This window comes from Wielerella bovis, assembly GCF_022354465.1.
GTDB lineage: Bacteria > Pseudomonadota > Gammaproteobacteria > Burkholderiales > Neisseriaceae > Wielerella > Wielerella bovis.
Genome location: NZ_CP092361.1, coordinates 1,726,631 through 1,747,871 on the forward strand (window position 1 = coordinate 1,726,631; position 21,241 = coordinate 1,747,871).

22 protein-coding genes are annotated in these 21,241 nt (G+C 43.5%); 9 read left to right on the top strand and 13 right to left on the bottom strand.

Annotated features, from left to right (window positions below; genetic code table 11):
* Positions 1–72 precede the first annotated feature (72 nt).
* The 3 genes from MIS45_RS08430 (at position 73) to MIS45_RS08440 (ending at position 3,189) form a co-directional block, all read left to right on the top strand.
* Positions 73–1,461: an MFS transporter gene (locus MIS45_RS08430; protein ID WP_249450200.1), complete on the top strand. Its 1,389-nt coding sequence runs from the start codon at positions 73–75 to the stop codon at positions 1,459–1,461.
* A 1-nt stretch (position 1,462) separates the two neighbouring features.
* Complete coding sequence (locus tag MIS45_RS08435; RefSeq protein ID WP_249450201.1) at positions 1,463–2,035, top strand: single-stranded DNA-binding protein; 573 nt, start codon at positions 1,463–1,465, stop codon at positions 2,033–2,035.
* 374 nt (positions 2,036–2,409) lie between these two features.
* The gene (locus MIS45_RS08440; protein ID WP_249450202.1) at positions 2,410–3,189 is read left to right on the top strand and encodes a M48 family metallopeptidase; all 780 of its coding nucleotides are present in this window, start codon (positions 2,410–2,412) and stop codon (positions 3,187–3,189) included.
* Here the strand turns inward: MIS45_RS08440 and MIS45_RS08445 are convergent.
* A complete protein-coding gene (locus tag MIS45_RS08445) occupies positions 3,165–3,359 on the bottom strand; it encodes a hypothetical protein (RefSeq protein ID WP_249442195.1) in 195 nt (64 codons plus the stop codon). The two genes, MIS45_RS08440 and MIS45_RS08445, sit on opposite strands and share 25 nt — an antisense overlap.
* A 114-nt stretch (positions 3,360–3,473) precedes the next feature.
* On the opposite strand from MIS45_RS08445, the gene prfA reads away from it, so the two are divergent.
* The 5 genes from prfA to MIS45_RS08470 all read left to right on the top strand — a co-directional run bounded on the left by prfA (position 3,474) and on the right by MIS45_RS08470 (position 6,109).
* The gene (gene prfA / locus MIS45_RS08450; RefSeq protein WP_249450203.1) at positions 3,474–4,550 is read left to right on the top strand and encodes a peptide chain release factor 1; all 1,077 of its coding nucleotides are present in this window, start codon (positions 3,474–3,476) and stop codon (positions 4,548–4,550) included.
* Between the two features lie 119 nt (positions 4,551–4,669).
* Complete coding sequence (locus MIS45_RS08455; protein WP_249442197.1) at positions 4,670–5,122, top strand: hypothetical protein; 453 nt, start codon at positions 4,670–4,672, stop codon at positions 5,120–5,122.
* A gap of 111 nt (positions 5,123–5,233) precedes the next feature.
* Positions 5,234–5,467, top strand: a complete 234-nt coding sequence (locus MIS45_RS08460) for an antitoxin (RefSeq protein WP_249450204.1) — start codon at positions 5,234–5,236, stop codon at positions 5,465–5,467.
* On the top strand, positions 5,461–5,871 hold the full coding sequence (locus MIS45_RS08465) for a type II toxin-antitoxin system VapC family toxin (protein ID WP_249445601.1): 411 nt from the start codon (positions 5,461–5,463) through the stop codon (positions 5,869–5,871). Before MIS45_RS08460 ends, MIS45_RS08465 begins: the two co-directional genes overlap by 7 nt.
* Before the next feature lie 76 nt (positions 5,872–5,947).
* Positions 5,948–6,109, top strand: a complete 162-nt coding sequence (locus MIS45_RS08470) for a hypothetical protein (RefSeq protein WP_249450205.1) — start codon at positions 5,948–5,950, stop codon at positions 6,107–6,109.
* A 151-nt stretch (positions 6,110–6,260) separates the two neighbouring features.
* Here MIS45_RS08470 and lapB read toward each other — a convergent pair whose 3' ends face one another.
* Together lapB and MIS45_RS08480 are read right to left on the bottom strand one after the other, a co-directional pair.
* On the bottom strand, positions 6,261–7,433 hold the full coding sequence (gene lapB / locus MIS45_RS08475; protein WP_249450206.1) for a lipopolysaccharide assembly protein LapB: 1,173 nt from the start codon (positions 7,431–7,433) through the stop codon (positions 6,261–6,263).
* A gap of 9 nt (positions 7,434–7,442) precedes the next feature.
* Positions 7,443–7,751, bottom strand: coding sequence for a LapA family protein (locus MIS45_RS08480; protein WP_249450207.1), 309 nt, complete (start codon positions 7,749–7,751; stop codon positions 7,443–7,445).
* Between the two features lie 313 nt (positions 7,752–8,064).
* Between MIS45_RS08480 and MIS45_RS08485 the strand changes: the two genes are divergently transcribed.
* Positions 8,065–9,006, top strand: a complete 942-nt coding sequence (locus MIS45_RS08485; RefSeq protein ID WP_249450208.1) for a branched-chain amino acid transaminase — start codon at positions 8,065–8,067, stop codon at positions 9,004–9,006.
* A gap of 301 nt (positions 9,007–9,307) precedes the next feature.
* Here the strand turns inward: MIS45_RS08485 and MIS45_RS08490 are convergent, their stop codons facing one another.
* From MIS45_RS08490 to fnr, 10 genes are all read right to left on the bottom strand, one after another.
* Positions 9,308–11,629, bottom strand: coding sequence for a bifunctional acetate--CoA ligase family protein/GNAT family N-acetyltransferase (locus tag MIS45_RS08490; RefSeq protein ID WP_249450209.1), 2,322 nt, complete (start codon positions 11,627–11,629; stop codon positions 9,308–9,310).
* Positions 11,630–11,704: 75 nt separating this feature from the next.
* The gene (locus tag MIS45_RS08495) at positions 11,705–12,748 is read right to left on the bottom strand and encodes a glycosyltransferase family 4 protein (RefSeq protein ID WP_249450210.1); all 1,044 of its coding nucleotides are present in this window, start codon (positions 12,746–12,748) and stop codon (positions 11,705–11,707) included.
* Positions 12,745–13,179: a DUF7832 domain-containing protein gene (locus MIS45_RS08500; protein ID WP_249450211.1), complete on the bottom strand. Its 435-nt coding sequence runs from the start codon at positions 13,177–13,179 to the stop codon at positions 12,745–12,747. Before MIS45_RS08500 ends, MIS45_RS08495 begins: the two co-directional genes overlap by 4 nt.
* Before the next feature lie 65 nt (positions 13,180–13,244).
* Entirely contained in the window at positions 13,245–14,111 is an 867-nt protein-coding gene (rsgA, locus tag MIS45_RS08505) for a ribosome small subunit-dependent GTPase A (protein WP_249451366.1), read from the bottom strand.
* A 74-nt stretch (positions 14,112–14,185) separates the two neighbouring features.
* Entirely contained in the window at positions 14,186–14,653 is a 468-nt protein-coding gene (locus MIS45_RS08510) for a DUF3465 domain-containing protein (protein ID WP_249450212.1), read from the bottom strand.
* Positions 14,654–14,816: 163 nt separating this feature from the next.
* The gene (locus tag MIS45_RS08515; RefSeq protein ID WP_249442210.1) at positions 14,817–16,358 is read right to left on the bottom strand and encodes an L-lactate MFS transporter; all 1,542 of its coding nucleotides are present in this window, start codon (positions 16,356–16,358) and stop codon (positions 14,817–14,819) included.
* A gap of 179 nt (positions 16,359–16,537) precedes the next feature.
* Positions 16,538–17,554, bottom strand: a complete 1,017-nt coding sequence (galE, locus tag MIS45_RS08520) for a UDP-glucose 4-epimerase GalE (RefSeq protein ID WP_249450213.1) — start codon at positions 17,552–17,554, stop codon at positions 16,538–16,540.
* A gap of 243 nt (positions 17,555–17,797) precedes the next feature.
* Entirely contained in the window at positions 17,798–19,234 is a 1,437-nt protein-coding gene (locus tag MIS45_RS08525) for a sensor histidine kinase (RefSeq protein ID WP_249450214.1), read from the bottom strand.
* Positions 19,235–19,402: 168 nt separating this feature from the next.
* Positions 19,403–20,083 carry a response regulator transcription factor gene (locus tag MIS45_RS08530; RefSeq protein ID WP_249450215.1) on the bottom strand — a complete coding sequence of 227 codons (681 nt, stop codon included), beginning with the start codon at positions 20,081–20,083 and terminating at the stop codon, positions 19,403–19,405.
* Positions 20,084–20,409: 326 nt separating this feature from the next.
* Entirely contained in the window at positions 20,410–21,162 is a 753-nt protein-coding gene (gene fnr, locus MIS45_RS08535) for a fumarate/nitrate reduction transcriptional regulator Fnr (RefSeq protein WP_249442206.1), read from the bottom strand.
* Positions 21,163–21,241 lie beyond the last annotated feature (79 nt).

Consider the following 21,241-nt stretch of genomic DNA (forward strand, 5'->3'; position numbering starts at 1 on the left):
CCATTTTTCATTTCAGGCTGCCTTTTGTATCCTCAACACAAAAAGGCAGCCTGAAAACAGAGTAGGAACACAATGGCTAAAAAAACAAAAATTCCCATGCTGGCGCATGAATGGCGTGCCGCAACATCATTAGCTGGTGTATACGCGCTGCGCATGCTCGGTATGTTTTTGGTATTACCCGTACTTTCCTTGCACGCGCACAGTTTGGCTGGCGCAGATGAAGCAAGCAAATTAAAAATGGTCGGCTTGGCAATGGCGGCGTATGGCTTAACCCAAGCATTGTTACAACTACCGTTGGGTATGTTGTCCGATAAAATCGGGCGTAAAAAAGTGATTTATTTGGGTATGAGTGTATTCGCGCTGGGCAGTTTTATCGCCGCCTTTACCAATGACGCACAAACTTTGGTGATTGCGCGTGCCATTCAAGGCGCAGGCGCAGTCAGCGCAGCAGTTACGGCATTGCTGGCAGATTTGACTCGTGAAGAAGTGCGGACACGAGCCATGTCCATGATTGGATTGAGTATTGGGCTGACATTTTCGGTGAGTTTGGTTTTGTCGCCCATGTTAAGCAAATTTATTGGCGTACAAGGTTTATTCGCGCTCACAGGCATATTGAGTCTCGCCAGTATCGCTCTGGTCAAATATTACACACCCAATCCCACGCAATTACGTCATCATGAAGACACCCAAGTTTCCGTGCGACGTATTGGCGAAGTGCTGAAAAACACACAATTATTGCGTTTGAATTATGGTATTTTCGCGCTGCAAGCTGGCTTGATGGCTATTTTTACCGCGTTGCCGTTTGCGCTGCGGCATTTGGGTTGGGACAAATCCGAACATTGGCAAGTGTATTTACCCGCCACCGTGCTAGGGCTGATTTTCATGATACCTGCGATTATTATCGGCGAAACACGCAATAAATTAAAACAAGTATTTGTATTGGGTATTTCGTTGGTGTTATTGGCTCAATTTGCCTTGATTTTTAGCCTATCTTCCGTATGGATAGTTGGTGCTGTACTGATTATTTATTTTATTGGTTTCAATATTTTGGAAGCCAGTTTGCCTTCTTTGGTCTCCAAAATTGCGCCGAGCGATTTGAAAGGCACGGCGATGGGCGTGTATAACACCACTCAATCCTTGGGTGTTTTTACGGGTGGTTTGATTGGTAGCAAAATGTATGCGCTGTTTGGTTTTGTTGGCGTGTTTGGATTTTGCTGCGTGATTGTTGGCGTGTGGTTATGGTTGGCGATGACTGCGCCTGCACCGCGTCCTGTGAAAAATGTGATGTTTGCTGTTCCCGATGCTTTACGCGGTGATTTGAATGGTTTGAAACATAAAATTCAGGCTGCATCTGGCGTGGAAGCGGTGAGTTTTAGTGCCGATGGCGCAACGGTGTTTATTAAGGCATTACAGCAAGGTTTTGATGAAGATTTGGTAAAAAGTTTATTAGTAGGAGTTTGATATGTCTTTGAATAAAGTGATTTTAATTGGTCGCTTGGGGCGCGACCCAGAAGTGCGTTATATGCCCAATGGCGAAGCGGTGTGCAATTTTTCGGTTGCGACCAGTGAAACGTGGAACGACCGCAATTCTGGACAACGCCAAGAGCGCACAGAATGGCACAATATTACTTTGTATCGCCGTCAAGCCGAAGTGGCTGGGCAATATTTGCGTAAGGGTAGTCAAGTGTATTTGGAAGGACGCATTCAATCGCGCAAATACATAGACAAGCAGGGTATGGAGCGCACGGCTTATGATATTATTTGCAATGAAATGAAGATGTTGGATACCAGAAATAATCAACAAGGTGGCTATCAACAAAATACGTATGATGATGGTGGTTACAATGGTGCTTACGATGGTGCTTATCCGCAAGCAGCACCACAACAATCGTATCAAGCAGCACCGCCACAAAATTACCCACAACAAGCTGCGTACAATAATGAACCGCCTGCTGCACCGCAACAACGCCGTCCTGCTGCACCTGTAGCACCTGCCGCACCTGTTGATGATATTGATGATGACATTCCGTTTTAATCTATAAAAATAGGCAGCCTGAAAACATATTGATTAAGTTTTCAGGCTGCCTTTTTACTGGACATAAGCAAGTTAGATACTTTATAGTGAATTCAATTTAAACCAGTACAGCGTTGCCAGCTCCCTTATGTACTAGGTGTACACGGCGGTCGCTGTCGCCTTGTCCTGATTTAAATTGAATCCACTATATAATCGGCTAAAATAGACACAGACAAGGCGACAGCAAGCATCGTGTACACCTAACCAATATTTTTTGTTCTACGGGCTAAACAGAACCGTTCTTCAAATCAAAAAACAAGCACATACACAGTTATATCAATTGGATTTATAATAAACCATTTTATCTTAATTGCATTAAAAGGCAGCCTGAAACCATGAAAAAAACTTTACTCACACTCACACTATTAGCCAGCTTATCTGCATGCAATGTTATAGACAGCGCATCCATCAACCAACAAGCCGCTTTAAGTTATCGCCAAGCCATGACCGAAGCGAGCCAACACAAAATGGTTGATACCACTTCAGCCACCGCCAAACGCGTACAACGTGTCTTCCAACGTCTCGTTCCTTATGCCGATGCCGCCAATCGCACAGGTCAAGCATTTCAATGGGAAATGACCGTAATTCGCTCCGATGAACTCAACGCATGGGCGATGCCTGGTGGCAAAATGGCGGTGTACACAGGTATTGTGGAAAAATTGAAATTAACCGATGATGAATTAGCAGCAATTATCGGACATGAAATGACCCACGCGCTGTTGGAACACAGTAAAAAAGAAGCCAACCGCAATGTAGGCTTGAATATTGGCGCACAGCTGGGTACCAGTATTTTGGCAGCCACAACGGGGGTTGATGGTAATTTAATCGGATTGGGCATGGGTTTGGCGACCGATTTGGGCGTGGATAAACCATTCAGTCGCAGCGCAGAACGCGAAGCTGATATGGGTGGCTTGTATTTAATGGCACAAGCAGGATACAACCCTGAAGCTGCGATTAGTGTGTGGCAAAAAATGAATCAACATGACAATAATAACCACACCATCAACAAAATTTTATCCACCCACCCCACCAATAATGACCGCATGGATTTGTTACGCAAAGAATTACCCAAAGTGATGCCTGTATATCGTCAAGCATTGACTCGTAGGGGATAATCTGCTGAACAACATAAGGCAGCCTGAAAAGATTTTGCAAAAGTTTCAGGCTGCCTTTTCTTTGTAATAATCCAAAACGATTCAAGCAGCCTGAAAAGCGGTTTTCGCGTATAATTTGCGCTATTTTTCAACTTTTTATTTTGTTTCAGGCTGCCTTTGGAAATTGCCACAAACCTGTTCCCTCCCCTGCTTGCGGGGAAGGGTTAGGGTAGAGGCAAAACGGTGGAAATCCAACCCAATCTTGCTGTCCATATTTTCAGGCAGCCTGAAAGTGAATTTGAACCATGAAACCCAGTATTCTCAATAAATTACAAATCCTGTCCGAGCGTTTGGAAGAAGTAACCGCGCTGCTCGGTTCGCCCGAAGCCACAGCCGACATGGACAGTTATCGCAAACTCAACCAAGAACATTCGGAACTCACGCCCATTGTGGAAACCTATCAGGCGTACCGTTTGGCGGAAAGCGATTTGGTGGACGCGCAAGACATGTTGTCCGACCCCGATATGAAAGATTTCGCCGCCGAAGAAATTCAGGCTGCCAAAGATAAAATTGAAACCCTTGATTTTGAATTACAAAAATTATTGCTCCCCAAAGACGCAGACGATGACAAAAACATTTTCATTGAAATCCGCGCAGGCACGGGGGGCGATGAAGCGGCTTTGTTTGCAGGCGATTTGTTACGTATGTACACGCGCTACGCAGAACGCCAACGCTGGCAAACCGAAATCGTATCCGCCAGCGAAAGCGATTTGGGCGGCTACAAGGAAGTGATTGTGCGTTTGGCGGGCGTGGGCGCGTATGGCAAATTGAAATTTGAAAGTGGCGGACACCGCGTTCAGCGCGTGCCAGCGACCGAAAGTCAGGGGCGGATTCACACGTCCGCTTGCACCGTTGCCGTGATGCCCGAAGCGGACGAGTTGGAAGAAATCCAGTTAAACGCCAATGATTTACGCATTGACACTTTCCGCGCGAGTGGCGCAGGCGGTCAGCACATCAACAAAACGGATTCAGCCGTCCGCATCACACATTTGCCCACAGGCATGGTGGTGGAATGCCAAGACGGTCGCAGCCAACACGCCAACAAAGCACAAGCGATGAAAGTGTTAGCCGCCCGTTTGAACGACATGCAAAAACGCGAAGCACAAGCCAAAGAAGCCGCCGAACGCAAATCCTTGATTGGCAGTGGCGACCGCAGCGAGCGCATTCGCACCTACAATTATCCGCAAGGGCGCGTTACCGACCACCGCATCAATTTGACTTTGCACAAACTGGATTTTGTGATGGACGGCGATATGACGGAAATCACGTCTGCACTGATTGCGGAACATCAGGCGGAATTGTTGGCGGCAATGGGGGATTGATTTTGCCGTTTCAGGCTGCCTGAAAGATGTAGGGTGCGCCATGCGCACCAAATATTTGAATATTACTGTGGATTCGGTGCGCTTGGCGTACCCTATTCCATCATTTTAGGGGAAAAAACATGAATCCAACACATAAAAATATACTGATTGTGGCTTATATTTTAGAAATGATTACTGCCGTATGCCATTTATTATGGAATTTATTAGGTTATAAAAATAATAATGATTTATTGGGTATATCCTATTTGGCATTGATGATAATGGGTTTGATTTTGGCGTATATTGTGCGCTTCAAATCCAAAGATGAAGTCATTTATCATCATTCAATTTATTACACACGCAGTTTTTGGGTATATTTGCTTGTGCTGACATTGATTATTTCAGTTGGTCTTGGTTTTATTTTCTTGGCGGTTAGCACAAATTCCAGCATCCTTCACAACAGCATGTTTTATATGTCTATTTTTGTGGTTGTCTTAAGTCATATTATTATCATTTGGTTTATCTATCGCATGATTAAAGGTTTGGTCTATTTATGGCGTGAACAAGATATTCATTTCAAGAGTTGGAAATAAAGTGGCGATAAGTGTTTCAGGCTGCCTGAAAAACCCAGATAAAGCAATATCTTGCTAACTCAACCCAATCTATATATACTCCATCATATACTTTTATGGGAGCTAAATATCATGATAACCACCTTGCCTTTTATGTCGGGCAATTCCCAAGCCATACGTTTGCCCAAAGCCTTTGCGTTTGCACCGAATGTACCAGTCATCATTCACAAAGAAGACAATAAATTGATTATTGAACCCGTGCCAACTTTGGCAAACGCGCCCGAATTATTCAAAAAATTGGGCGAATTTGCCAATCAAAACGACTTTGTGCGCGATGAATTGGTGGAGAACGACCGCGCATGGTAATCACACCTAAATATATGTTGGACACGAATATCTGCATTTATTTGATGAAACACACGCCGCCGAGTGTTGTCCAACGGTTTAGCCAATGTTTTGTTGGCGAAGTGGTGATGAGTGCCATCACTTGGGCTGAATTGCAACGCGGTTTAAACATTCATCAATCGGCAGAAACCTTTCAACAACTGGCAGCCTTAATTCACATTATGCCGTTTGACGCGGCGGCAGGCGAAGTGTTTGGCAAACTCATGCAAACAGGTAAACACAAAGCCAGTTTTGATACGCTGATTGCCAGCCATGCGATTTCATTAGGGCTAATTTTGGTCAGTAACAATGAAAAAGATTTCAGTCAATTTGATTTGACGGTGGAAAATTGGGTTTCAGGCAGCCTGAAAAGTTTATCTGACTAATTAATAAAGGAAAAAATAATGGATAAAAAATTTCGCCATTGAAACGAAACAACACGCTTTAAAATCCATTGAGCATTTGTCTGCCATTTTATTTTTACCCGAATTTGGCGCATTGCCACCCGAATTACGCGCTAAATTACACCGAAACATTGGCATTTTGATTGGCGAAACGCAGATGACAGTTTTGGAAGAAATTTATCGGTTTTATCCCGAATTGGACGATTTACAGGAAAAATAATTTTTCAGGCTGCCTGAAACATCAAAAAAATTAATCATATAGCCATTTAAAGTAATACAGTATTACCAATTCCCCTATGTATAGTGGCTGCCGCTGCCGTGTTTGAAACAACTATACAAATAAGGCAGCCATTTTCAGGCTGCCTCTCATCTCAAACTTCAATTTTATTTGGTGTCAGCGTTTCCCATTTATTGCAAGCGGGACAATGCCAAAAATAAACTTTTGATTTAAAATGGCAATTTTGACATCTATGCATAACAGCTTTTTGCAACTGTCGCCCAATCACGCCACGCATCATATCTGCATCGGCTTTCCATTGCGGATTTAAATCAGACATTTGCAAGCCCAGCAAACGATACATACCATTCAAATCAGGTTTGGCACGAATTAATTCAATCGCAGTGGCATTGGCTTTTTCTTCGCCCAACAACATCAATGATTTGTCATAAATGACATTTACCAAATCCAGCGTAGGAAACGTTTTTTCATAACCAATCAAGACATTAAGCCCATCTTCTGCTTTACCCAATGCATCGTAAGCATCATATAAACGCTCGCCGACCATACTCAAATAAGCATAATTTTGCTTTTCAATCGCTGAATAAGCATCAATGGCAGCCTGAAAATTACCTTGTTTTTGTTCAATATCGCCCAAAATCATATTAGCACGCGTACATTTTTTATTGGCAGATAAGGCAGCCTGAATATGTTGCCGTGCGGTATCCCAATCGCTTCGGAACAAAGATTCTTGCGCCATTTCACAATAAAATTGTGCAATTTCAAATTGATAGGTCAATTCATCGTGCGCCAATAATTGTGCGGTGGCAATCGCTTTTTCCCAATCACGGTCTTGTTGGTAGATATTGAGCAACACTTCATTGGCTTGTTTTGCCATGTTGCCATTTTGCAATTCCAAGAAGATTTGTTCTGCTCTGTCCACCAAACCCGCGCTTTGATAATTCAGCCCCAATTCATACAACACTCGCTCGCGTTTTTCGCCAACGGTATCGGGCGAATCCAATAAGGTTCGGTGCATAGAAATGGCTTTATCGTTTTCACCACGCTGACGATAGAGTTTACCCAGAGTCAAACTTAAATCGTAAGAACCTTGTTGTTGGTCAATCACTTCGGTTAGATTATGTACCGCTTTGCCTGTGTTTTTGTCTACCAGCGCATCCAAGCTGACATAAAAACCTGTCGGCACAGTTTTCGCGTGTTTCAATACAGTTTTCATGTCCACGCGTGCCGCAAACCAACCCATCGCAAAAAACACGGGCAACAGAATAATCGGCACAAGAAACCACCAAATTTCCATATTTTCCATAAACTAACCTTATTTTGTGGCGGATGTTGAGGCAGCCTGAACAGGAGCGCTAATGTCTTGCGTTGCCAAACGTGCAGCTTTTTGGACTTCGGCACGTAAACGTGCATTTTCATGACGCAAACGAATCAAACGACCAAATAATGCGAATAAACCAAACAACGACCCCAAAACAAAACTACAAAATAAAACAAGAATTAAGGGCATTTCTACGGTTTGATTAGGTAGATAGGAGAACGGCACTTTGTCGGTATTAATCAAGGCGAAAATCAAGAAAATAGCTAATACAATTCCTTTGATAATCAAGTAAAAAGTTTTCATAATTTGCTCCAAAATGTAGGTAATGCAGCCTGAAAAACTGTTTTCAGGCTGCCTATACAATCAAATCAGCGTAAGTGTAAACGATTTAATGATGTTTTGATACTTGTTTAATCATTTTGGGCGTGTATAATCGGATACTTATTCCATTTTTCAGGCTGCCTGAAATGACTGGCATTTTCCATTTTAGACAGCTTTTATAAAAAAATATCACAAAATGATATTTTTACAGCATAAAACAGCGTTATAGCGCACAAATGCAGCATATACACAATGCCAACCCCTATAACAATTTTATTTTTGAAAGAGTGAAACAATGAGCGCACCTGCACCAACTACTGCTTTGAGCGACCGCGATGGTAAGATTTGGTATAACAATGAAATGGTTGAATGGCGTGATGCCCAAACCCATGTTTTAACGCATACTTTGCATTATGGCATGGGCGTTTTTGAAGGCGTTCGTGCTTATGAAACGTCAAAAGGTACGGCAATATTCCGTTTGCAAGACCATACCAATCGTTTATTTAATTCAGCAAAAATTGTGGGCATGAATCTGCCCTATTCTAAAGAGCAAATTAATCAAGCACATATTGATGTCGTTAAGGCGAATAATTTGAAATCATGCTATTTCCGTCCAATGGCATTTTATGGTGCGCATAAATTGGGTATTGCACCTAAACCAGATGATGTACAAATGATTGTGGCGGCTTGGGCTTGGGGTGCATATTTGGGTGAAGAGGGTTTACGCCGTGGTATTCGCTGTAAAGTGAGCAGTTTCACACGCCATCATCCGAATATTACGATGATTAAAGCGAAAGCCAATGGTAATTACATGAACTCTATTATGGCTAATACAGAGGCGCATCAAGGTGGTTATGATGAGGCAATCTTGCTGGATGCGACGGGTTATGTTGCTGAGGGTTCAGGCGAAAATATTTTTGTGGTAAACAATGGTAAATTGTACACACCTGCTTTGGACGTGGCTTTGGATGGGATCACACGTCGTACAGTCATTGAAATTGCGAAAGAAATCGGTGTGGAAGTGATTGAAAAACGCATCACGCGCGATGAATTGTATATTGCAGATGAGGTGTTCTTTACGGGTACGGCAGCGGAAGTAACGCCTATTCGTGAAATTGACAATCGCCAAATTGGTATTGGCGAACGTGGTGAATTGACGACTGAATTGCAAAAACGTTTCTTTGACATTGTAGGTGGTCGCAATCCTGATTATGAACATCATTTGACCTATGTATAGTGAATTCAATTTAAACCAGTACAGCGTTGCCAGCTCCCTTATGTACTATGTGTACACGGCGGTCGCTGTCGCCTTGTCCTGATTTAAATTGAATCCACTATAGCTTAATATTGAGATATCAATAAAATCAGGCAGCCTGAAAGTTTGGGCTGCCTGAAAACTTGTATAGTAAATTCAATTTAAAACATTACAGCGTTGCCAGCTCTCTTATGTACTAGGTGTACACGGCGGTCGCTGTCGCCTTGTCCTGATTTAAATTGAATCCACTATACATAAGGGAGCAGGAATTGAATTTACTATATTATTCATTCAGCATCAAATGCGCCTCCACCAAACCATTATCGGAATCGTGTTTGGACAGCGTAAATCCCAATTTCAATGCCAATTTTTGCATGGCGTGGTTATCCACCAAAATTTCGGCACGCATACTGGCGAAACCTTGTTCGCGCGCGCGTTGAATCAATTCGTTCATCAATAGCACACCCACGCCCTGTCCTTGTAAACGGTCGGCAACGCTGATGCCAAGTTCACAACTTTGCGTATCAGGGTCAGCGGTGTAGCTGGCGTGCGCGAGTGGATTATGGTCTTCATCGTGTAGCAAAATAGCAAATTCGCGTTGATAATCGGGGTGGCTCAACCGTGTCAATAACACAGGGGAAATGCCGCTACTGCGACTCATAAAACGCGTGTAACGACTTTGTTCGCTTAATTCGGCTGCCAAGCGTTGAATGAGACTGGCGTCTTCTGGACGAACGGGACGCATCCATGCAATCTCGCCATTTTTTAAAATAACTTCTTTTTCTATTTCAAATGGATAGGGTGTAAATACATTCAGGCTGCCTGAAAGGAAACTTTCAGGGTCTTGCAGATTAAGTTTGGCATCGGTACATACTATCCCTTTGTCTGCATCGTGTACCAAATCCAAAGTGAAACTGTGAATTTCGGTTAAACGACACAAAATATCGGTGCTGGTTAGCAGCCAATCTTGCCAAATAATCGGTGGCAAACCCAGTTGTGCCAAAGTTTTGGCGGCGATTTCTGGGGTAAGCGGTGGCAGCAATTTCACTTGGCGATTGCGTGCGTTAAGATGCAAAATTTGTCCAAATGGTTCTTGTTTTTCCCAGCTTAAATGCAATGTACCTGCATTTTTTTTGCGTTCATCAGGGCGGAAATAAACCTGTAATGCGGTTAGTAAATAGGCGGTGCTGGTTTTGCCTGCGGGCAATACGGCAACGGGCAATAATGGACGCAAATGTTTGTGCAATTCTTCGGCAGCAGCAGCGGCATAGCGATAATCGTGAAATGCACTGGTGCGATGGCGTTGCTGATTGTGGCGACGATACAAATTCAGTTGTGCCAATGCGTGCAAAGCGTGTTCAGGCTGCTTGAAATGCAGATTTTTGTTTTTGTTGAAAATATGTCGAGTTTCTTCACTATCTGCGCTGCCCAACCATACCAATAGCAAGGGTTTACGGCTACGATGTTGCAATGAGGCTACCATTTGTGCGACTTGGCGACTGTCAGCGGAATTAAGTCCTGAGTAAATTAAAATCACGGCATCGGTATTTTCATCGCTTAAATAATGTGATATGGCAGCCTGAAAAACACCTGCAACTGTATCTACTGCCAAATACAATGGATTAAACTCATTGATTTTATATGGCAAATGTTTGCTGACAGCGCGTGTGGTGGCTGTGGTCATTTGTGCCAGTTCAATTTCGGTATGCGTCATGGTTTTCAGCATCAATGCGCTGATTTGTGGCGTATTGCTGATGATACCAACACGTTTGCCGCGACTAATCAATCCTGTATGGATGAGTTTGGCAGCGGTAAAAAATTGGGTCAGCGTATGCACAGTTAAAATATGTGCGCGTTCAAGGACTTGCGCAAACAAGGTTTCTTCTTCGCGGTCAGTTAGCGTAGCGAGTAATACAACGGGTTTTCGCCGTGCTGCGGCATTGAGTGCGCTAATCAGTTCGCGTGTATTATCCAAAACGCTGATGTGGACAAGCAATGATGTGGTGGTCGGCTCTGCTGCCAAATAATCAATGATTTGTCCTGTGCTAATGGGATAATTTTGCGGATTGAGTGTGAGAAAACGGCTGAACACAATACCACGTTCTGCGCTGTAATTGTCCATACAATCAGCGATGCCTGCGGATTGTCCGATAAAAGCGCACGCGGTGTGTTCAGGCTGCCTGAATAATCCGTACAAACCACTAATGGGAACGGCAAATAAACGCACATTGGCTTTGCGTGCTTGTTCGCAAATGCGGTCAATTTTGCTGCGTAGCGTGCTAGGAGGTGGGTCAATTTCGTTAATCAACACCAAATGACGTACATTGGCTTTGGCGGCTTCGCGGATAATGCTGCTGATTTTGTCGGCAGATAACACAACAATCACAACATCAAACGTATATTCAGCAGCCGCTTCGGTCAGCGAGCCATAAGATTTTTGTCCACCAATGGTTTTGTGGCTGGGATTGATGGGAATAATGGTGGGCGCACATTGGTTGGCGGTCAGCAAAGAAAAAACATTGCGTCCCGCGCTACCATAACGGTCTGATGCGCCAATAACAGCGATGGCTTGGGGATGAAAAAGGGCGTGCAAAGGGTGCATCATGTGTTCTTTCTTGATGAAGTTTTTCAGGCTGCCTTGGTGAATAACACATCAAAATAAGACAGCCTGAAAATTAGGTTAATCTAACATTTGACACAATAATTCAATATGAAACGCACTACTTGGATTATATTTTAAGGCAGCCTGAACATCGTGAATTTTGTGTTCACCACGTTGCGCGTGTTCCACCGCCAAAGTTATCGCAGTTGCCAAAGTTTCAGGCTGCCCTCGCGTGAAGAAAAAACCTGCTGCGCCTTCCTGCAACACTTCGCAACACGCCATATTGTCAGACAAAATCACACGCGTGCCACTCAATACGCTTTCTACCCCCACCAAACCAAACGGCTCATATTGTGAAGCCATGATGGTGTAATCCGCCGCGCGATACAATTCGGGCATATCGTGGACAAAACCCAATTCCAACACATTACGCATCGGACGTGGCAAGGGGCTACCCGCAACCGCCAATTTGATGGGTAATTCTGTTTGCTCAAAAAAATCCACCAATAAATCCAAACCCTTGCGTTTATGCCCTGTGCTGGGAAACAAAAACACGATTTCATCATCGGCAAAACCATATTTTTGCCGAACTTGGGCGTTGCGCGAAAAATCGTTGTGAAATCTTGCCGTATCCACAGGCGGATAAATAGTATGAATTTTTTTGGCTGGCACATGATATAAATCCACCAATTCACGCGCCATCATTTGCGAATGCGCCATGATTTTTTTCGCGCTGTGATAACTGCGGCTCTCGCGCCAAATCGTCAATTTATCCAACACATTTTCAGGCTGCCTCATGTGATGCAAATAGCCTTTGTGTGTGCCACCACAAATCAATACATCGGCATTTTCGCTCCGATTACAAGCAATAAGCACTTGGTTTTTATCCCGCTGTTTGTCCAGTTGCGCTGAAAAAACAATCGGACGCAATTTTTTTGGAACGTGTTTTTGTTTGACCCAATGCGTTTGCACCAAATGCATTTCGGGCAAATTATGGTCTATTTTGGCGGCATATACGCTGACAGAATGTTGCTGCGCGACCAATTCACGCACCATATCCAGCGTGTAGCTTTCCATGCCACCACCTTTGGTAAATGTATTAATAGCAATCGCAATATTCATGGTTTCAGGCTGCCTTTCCATGTGTCAAATGCAGCCTGAAAAACGGCGTTGAGTTTGGTTTGATTATCAGGCGTATTGGCAACGCGATAAAAATCATCATCGCGTTCTAAACCAAGTGCGACAAAATAATCTGCCAAAAAATTGCCATAACCGTCTTCTTCGTCTGCATAATAATATTGAGTGAAGAGATTGCCCAATTCGTTGAAGCAAGTGTCGTCTATGCCGCCATTGAGCTGATTTTGCACAAATTCTGCGCCAGAAATCGTGCCTGTTTGTAAATCGGCAAATTGTGGCAAGGTTGCAGCGGCTGCGCTGTATAGGTTTTGTGAGACTGCCCATGCGTAGTAAAAACCCATGTGATGCAGCGCATTTTCTGCTGGTAAATCAGCAGGATAGTGGTCTTCGTGAAACGAAATATGGTCGTAATGCATGATGCAGCCTGAAAAAATAAATAATGATGAATTATATAGGGAAATATCGTTTTCAGGCTGCCTATTCAACTTAATTCATCGGTAATTTTTTGTAACAATGCCAAGCGTTCGACGCGGATTTCGCCCTTTTCAGCAGCAATCTTGAAAGCGCAATTGGGTTCGGCGCGATGGCTGCAATTATGAAAACGACATTGCCCAATCAAATGGCGCAAATCGGGAAAATAGCGCGGTAAATCGGTTATGCTCAAATGGTGCAAACCAAATTCTTGTAAACCGGGACTGTCAATCAATTTGGTTTGTTCATCTAAATCATATAATTGCGCGTGGGTGGTGGTGTGTTTGCCCGAATCCAAAGCGGCGGAAATGTCGTTGGTACGCGCGATGTGTTCGCCCAATAATGCATTGGTTAGTGTGGATTTGCCCATGCCGCTTTGTCCGAGCAAAATATTGGTTTCGCCTGATAACAGGGTTTTCAGGCTGCCTACATCATGCAAGGCGGATAATTCAATTACTTGATAACCCAATGTTTCATAAAAAGAAAGTCTTTCACGCCACGCTGTGGTTTCGGGTAAATCGGCTTTGTTCAATACAATCACGGCGCGAATATCGGCGGCTTCGGCAGCAATCAAGGCGCGTTGTAGCAGGGCTTCGCTGGGGCTAGGGACGGCGGCAATCACAATAATCAGTTGCGACACGTTGGCGGCGATGAGTTTGGATTTCCACGCATCTTGGCGATAGAGCAGGCTGTGGCGTTCTTCGGCGCGTTCTATCACGGCTTGTTCGCCATTTACAATTTGAATGCGCACAAAATCGCCGCACGCATAATCGGTGCGTTTTCTGCGCGTGCTGGCTTCGTAAGTGATTTGGTCGGCGGTACGCACGATGTAGCGGCGACCGTAGCTGGTAATAATTTGGGCAATTTGTTGGGACATAATATTGGTTTTTTCAGGCTGCCTGAAAATATAATAAATAATGGATAAATAATAAAATTGTGTTTTCAGGCTGCCTATTGATAGGTTTGCCCATTGTGTTTGAGCCAACCATCTACGTGGCGTTTGGCAGGGTCATGGTGTGTCCAATGTATCACGCCGCCTTGTTTATTCCATTCATATTTTCCATAAAAATCAACAATATCACCTGCTTTCAATTCCTTGATTTTGGGTGCAAGGTCAATATTGTGCGCAACCAAAATCGTTTGTCCATTGCGCAATTTCAAGATAAAACGTTGATGCCGCGAGCCTTCATTATCATCAGGCAGAATTTTGCTGACCGTGCCACTGCCTTGAATTTGCAGATTACTTTGGCGATTTTGGAACGCTTGTTGCAAGATGTGTTCAAAATCAGCGGTCGGTGCAGAATGTGTTTGGCTGTTGCTGGTTGGATTTTGGGGTGCAGATGAATTGGGCTGGTTGGATTGTGTCAGTTGCCACGCCAATGCCGCTGCAATAATTAGAATAGGGACGATTTTATTCATGATGATTAGGTAAAATTATTTTGCTGTGAAAATTTTGTATATTGCCCTTAATTTTTTTTGGAGTCAAAATTTTATAAGTTGAATTTATGGTGGATTCACTATAGTACCTAGGCAGCCTGAAAAATATATTTTCAGGCTGCCTATTAAGTTTCGCAGAAAATAATTATCTAAATAAATCCATTACTTTCACAAATACCATAATCACGCCATATACCAATGGTATACCCACCAATGTCCAACGCCACCAAACATGGATACCACCATGCGAAACTTCTTCCGCAACCAATAACGCATCGGAAATGGCAGTTTCATCATCAGGATTACTTGAATGTGCCGCTTGCTTAACAGTTTGGTCATGGTGTTTTTCATGTACCGCTTTAACTAACATATTGCAAACCAAGCCAACCAATAGCAACGCCGCCATAATATACATGGTTACGCTGTATGCTTGTGCGGCTGGTACACCATTGGCAATTTGGATTTGACGAATATAGTTTACCAATACAGGACCAACTACCGCCGCTAACGACCATGCCAGTAGCAAGCGTCCATGAATCGCCCCTACTTGATATGTGCCAAATAAATCACGCAAATAAGCAGGAATCGCTGCAAATCCACCGCCATACATGGAGATAATCACGCAAAAACCAATCACAAACAATGCTTTACTGCCACTTGCACCAATAGATGGCACGGCAAAATACAGCAGAGAACCAAGTATAAAAAACACAAAATATACATTTTTGCGCCCGATTTTGTCGGAAATGGACGACCAGAAAAAGCGTCCGCCCATATTAAACAAACTCAATAAACCGACAAAACCAGCTGCCGCCGCTGCGCTAATTGCCGCATCTTTACCGACCGATGTTTCTGAAAACAATTCTTGAATCATCACGCTGGCTTGTCCCAGTACACCGATTCCAGCCGTTACGTTCAAACACAAAATCCAAAACAGTAGCCAAAATTGCGGTGTTTTGATGGCGGTAGCGGCGTTTACATGATGTTGGCTAACCAATTTGTTAGCAGATTTGGGCGCAACATAACCTTTGGGTTTCCAACCATCGGCAGGAATCCGAATCGTGAATACGCCAAACAGCATAAACACAAAATAAAAAATACCTAATACAACAAAGGTTTCCCACACGCCCACCGAAGTGGCACTTTTAAAATAATTCATCAGCAATACGGATAAGGGCGATGCCAACATTGCACCACCACCAAATCCCATAATCGCCAAACCTGTCGCCATACCAGGTTTATCGGGAAACCATTTCATCAGCGTGGATACGGGTCCAATATAGCCCAAGCCCAAACCGACACCGCCAATCACGCCATTGCCCAAATACACCAGCCAAATATTGTGTGTTTTCACGCCCAGAGCAGAAATCAAAAAACCTAAACCAAAACAACACGCTGCGACAAACATGGCTTTGCGTGGCCCGACGCGTTCCATCCATGTGCCAAACAAAGCGGCAGATGCGCCCAACACCGCCAAAGCAATACTGAAAATCCAGCCAATGGTGGCAAGCGACCAATCATTGGGAGCAGATTGAGTAATGCCAATTGTTTGTGTGAGCGGTTTATTGAACACGGAATAGGCGTAAATTTGCCCAATAGACAAATGCACCGCCAATGCGGCTGGGGGAACGAGCCAACGATTGTAATTCATCGGGGCGATAGAGCGAGAACGGTCAAGGAAAGACATAGAAACTCTTTGATTTAGTTCAGAAGAATTCGGATTGTAGCAAAGATTATGTCAGGGTGTTAGAAAAAATAGGTTGTATTTTTGAATCCAATATTTTTTTAATGACTATAAAAACAAATTTATTTTTAATAGGCAGCCTGAAAAAACTATTTTCAGGCTGCCTTTAATATAAGCATTACTTATTCATCATAACCATTTGGATTATGTGATTGCCAACGCCATGCATCTACCATCATAGTGTGTAAATCACGTTGTGCTGTCCAGCCCAATTCTGTTTTGGCTTTGCTTGGGTCGGCGTAACAAGTGGCAATGTCGCCAGCGCGGCGTGGTTTAATTGCATAAGGCACGATTTGTCCTGATGCAGCTTCAAATGCTTTGACAATATCCAACACCGAATAACCTACGCCTGTGCCTAAATTGTAAATGTGTACGCCTGATTGTTTGGCTTTGGCATCCAAAGCTTTCAAATGACCGATTGCCAAATCCACAACGTGAATGTAATCGCGCACGCCTGTGCCATCGTGCGTAGCGTAATCATCGCCAAATACCGACAATTCTTTCAATTTACCCGCTGCGACTTGGCAGACATAGGGCAGTAAATTGTTGGGAATGCCATTGGGTTGTTCTCCGATTTTGCCGCTGGCGTGTGCGCCGATTGGATTGAAATAGCGCAATAAAATCACGCTCCAACGTGGGTCGGCGTGTTGCAAATCCATCATAATGCGTTCCATCATGTGTTTGCTGGTACCGTATGGATTGGTGGTTGCGCCTGTTGGACTTTGCTCGGTAATCGGCACAATGCTCGGGTCGCCATACACGGTTGCCGATGAGCTGAACACGATGCTAAATACCCCTGCGCGTTGCATTTCTTCCAATAAAATCACGCTGCCTGAAACATTGTTGTTGTAATAATTTAACGGTAATTGCACGCTTTCGCCTACGGCTTTTAAGGCGGCAAAATGAATCACGCTGTCCACTTGATGCGTGGCGAAAATCTCACGCAAAAGAGGGCGGTCGCGGATGTCGCCTTCGTAAAAAGTTGGTTCTTTGCCCGTAATTTCTGCCACGCGTTGCAAAACTTTGGCAGATGCGTTACACAAATTATCCAAAATAATCGGCTGATGCCCTGCATTGAGCAATTCCACCACCGTGTGCGAGCCGATAAAACCTGCGCCGCCTGTAACCAAAATATTCATGATGTTTTCCTTGTGTTGATGCAGCCTGAAAAATGGTTTTCAGGCTGCCTTTTTGATTATAGTAGATTCAATTTAAATCAGGACAAGGCGACAGCGACCGCCGTGTACACATAGTACATAAGGGAGCTGGCAACGCTGTACTGGTTTAAATTGAATTCACTATAAATTATAGAATCATGTAACCTGTCAGTACACGACCAAAAATGTTCCATAGGTGGTATACTGAAATGCAGCCTGAAACCTTTAATTTTCCTGCTTTTCATTGTCTTCAGGCTGCTCTTCTTGTTGCGACAAACTACTGTGTTTAGCACGCGTAGTTTTAGGCAAAACAAAGTGCATTTTCAAACCATTAGGCTGTACATTTTCCGCGAATAATTTACCACAATGTTGTTCAGCAATGTGTTTAGTAATCGCCAAACCCAAGCCCGTCCCTGTTTTGCCATTACTGCTGTCGGCGCGATAAAACGCGGTGAAAATATGCGGCAACTGCTCTGGTTTGACACCCACGCCGTTGTCCACAATTTCAATGTGCAGATTTTTGCGGTCTTCATACATTTTGATGTGAATCGTGCTGCCTTCGGGGCTGTAATTCATCGCATTGCGAATCACATTATCCAAAGCGCGATATAGATAACTTTCATTGGCATTTAAACACGCATCGGCTTTCAGGCTGCATTTATCAAAAATAATCGTGTGTTGGCGTTGTTCTGCCACCACTTGACTGTCTTCCACCAATTGCTGCACAAATGGCACAATCGGCAAAGGTTCTTTTTCCATCGCCATATTCGCCGTTTCCAAGCGCGATAAAGTCAGCAATTCGCCCACCAATGTGTCCATGCGCGTGATTTCGTTTTCCAAGCGTTGTATATAATCCGTCTGCTTTTCGGGACGTGCTTGAATTAAGCCCAACAAGGCTTGCACACGCGCCAAAGGCGAACGCATTTCGTGGGATACATGGTGCAGCAAATGGCGTTCTTTCTCTACCAATTGTTGCAGTTGTGCCGCCATTTTATCAAATTGTACACCCAAGCTGGCTAATTCATCTTTTCGCTCAATCAGTTGATGAGACACGCGCGTATCCAACTCACCCGCTGCCAAACGGTTCATACCATGTTCCAAAATACTAATAGGGTGCGCAATATTACGTGCCAAAATATACGCCAACAACAAACCAATCAACAAGGTAACACCAATCAAAATAAATTCATGCCACACGGGCGCAAAAGGCAAACCAGGGATAATTAATGTGGGCAACCGTTCCATTTCTTGCTTATCAAAATTGCGTACAAAAAACAGATACTCTTCGCCAAAACCATCATAATAAATAATCGACATATCCGATTTGGGATTTTCCAGCGCAAATTGATAGGCTCGCAAATATTCATCTCGCGAAAACGGGCGATTGAAAATTTCTTTATGCGTGATACTGGATACGATGGCAATGTGTTTAGTAGCAGGATGGTCATGCCAACGTGTGAGCATATCTTTAGTTGCTTGTGCACCCTGCGATTGGAACGTTGCTAACGTGTTGGCAAGCATGATGCTTTCCATATTGCGTCTTTGTTTGGAATGCGTTTCGTTCATGCGACTTTGTATCAGCCAGAATGTGAAACTGGCGATAAAAATCCCGCAGATAATGACCAAGCAGAATGTGGAAAAAATGCGTTGAAAAAGTTTCATAACAATCAAAAAATAAGAGTTAAGGCAGCCTGAAAAATTAGATTTAAATAACAAATTAAGGCAGCCTGAAAAAGATGTTTCAGGCTGCCATTATAGGGGCTAATAATAATTCGTGCACGGTTGGATTTTGCGCTAAATCCGCCCAAATCATCAGCCCCGAGCTAGCGATTAGTTTTTCACAAACAAATAACCTAAACCGCGCACTGTTTGAATCAAAGAAGCATCGCCTAATTTGTGGCGAATGCTGGAAATATGCACATCAATACTACGGTCAAATTTTGCCAATTTGCGGTCAAGTGCTTCTTGCGACAAATTCCCTTTGCTCACAACTTGTCCTGCATGACGCATCAACACTTCCAATAAATTAAATTCGGTGCTGGTTAATTCCAACGTTTGGTCGCCAACAATCGCTTGGCGTTTAGATGGATACAAGGTTACCCCGCTGGCTGTCAGACCGCTACTCGCAGCACCTGATGTATCCACAGGCTGTTGCGAACGGCGCAAAATAGCATTGATACGCGCCAATAATTCACGTGGTTGGCAAGGTTTCGGTACATAATCATCAGCTCCCATTTCCAAACCGATGATGCGGTCAATGTCATCACCTTTTGCAGTCAGCATAATAATGGGGATATTGCTTTGTGCGCGTACAGTTTTTAATACATCCAAACCGTTCATTTTTGGCATCATGGAATCCAGTACCACTACATCATAATTACCTGTCAAAATTTCTTTTGCACCACTTTCACCATCGGGCATGCGATTCACTTCCAAACCTTCAGCAGTTAAATATTCGGTCAGCAATTCCGCTAAAATATCATCATCATCTACTAATAATACGCGACTCATTGTGTGTTTCCTTATGTTTGTGGGAATAGTTGGAATATATCTTAACAGTATTATCTTTACATTCATAGTGGCATGTATGCCAAGTTTGCGCTTTTTTTCATTGTAAAAGTAGAACTTAACATTTCAGGCTGCCTATAGTGAATTCAATTTAAACCAGTACAGCATTGCCAGCTCCCTTATGTACTAGGTGTACATGGCGGTCTCTGTCGCCTTGTCCTTATTTAAATTGAATCCACTATAATAATAAATATAAACAAACAGCGAAAAAAGCTAGGAGCTAATAACAAATTGCCATTAGCCCCTAGCTTTCGTTGTTTATTTAGCATTTACGCCACATGTCTTCTGCCTTCACAGCCTGAAATCATCGCTTGCAACACATCAGGTTGCAAAATTTTAATGTGTTTGTGTTCCACCGAAATCAAACCTTCTTGATTGAAACGCGACAAAGTACGGCTTACCGTTTCCAGCTTCAAACCCAAATAACTGCCAATTTCTTCACGCGACATCCGCAAAATAAAATCATTTGCCGCAAATCCACGCATACGCAAACGGTCGGACAAGTTCAGCAAAAACACCGCCAAACGTTCTTCCGCACGCATATTGCCCAATAACAACATCACATTTTGGTCGCGTACAATTTCGCGGCTCATCAAGCGGAAAAAGTGTAAATTCAACTGTGGCATATGTTTTTGCAATTCTTCCAAACGGTCAAATGGCAATTCACACACTTCGCTATCTTCCAACGCCACCGCATCGCACGCATATTTGTTGATGCTGATGCCGTCCATGCCCACCAATTCACCCGACATGAAAAAACCCGTTACTTGGTCGCGACCATCTTGCGTATTAACAGATGTTTTGAAAAAACCCGTGCGAATCGCAAACAATGAAGAAAACGACTCTCCCGCATGGAATAAATATTCCCCTTTTTTCAATTTTTTACTTTGTTTGATAACCGCGTTTAATTGTCTAAAATCTTCTTCTTGCAAGCCAGCTGGTGCTTCAACAGGCAAACAAACCTCTCTTAAAGAACAATTCGGACATTCATTTTTTTGTGTGATTAAATGTATTTTTGTCATGGCGACAATCCTGTTTTGATGTTTGCAAAATGCAGCTTGATAGAAATCAATGCATTTTTGTTCGAATTGCGCTATTCTA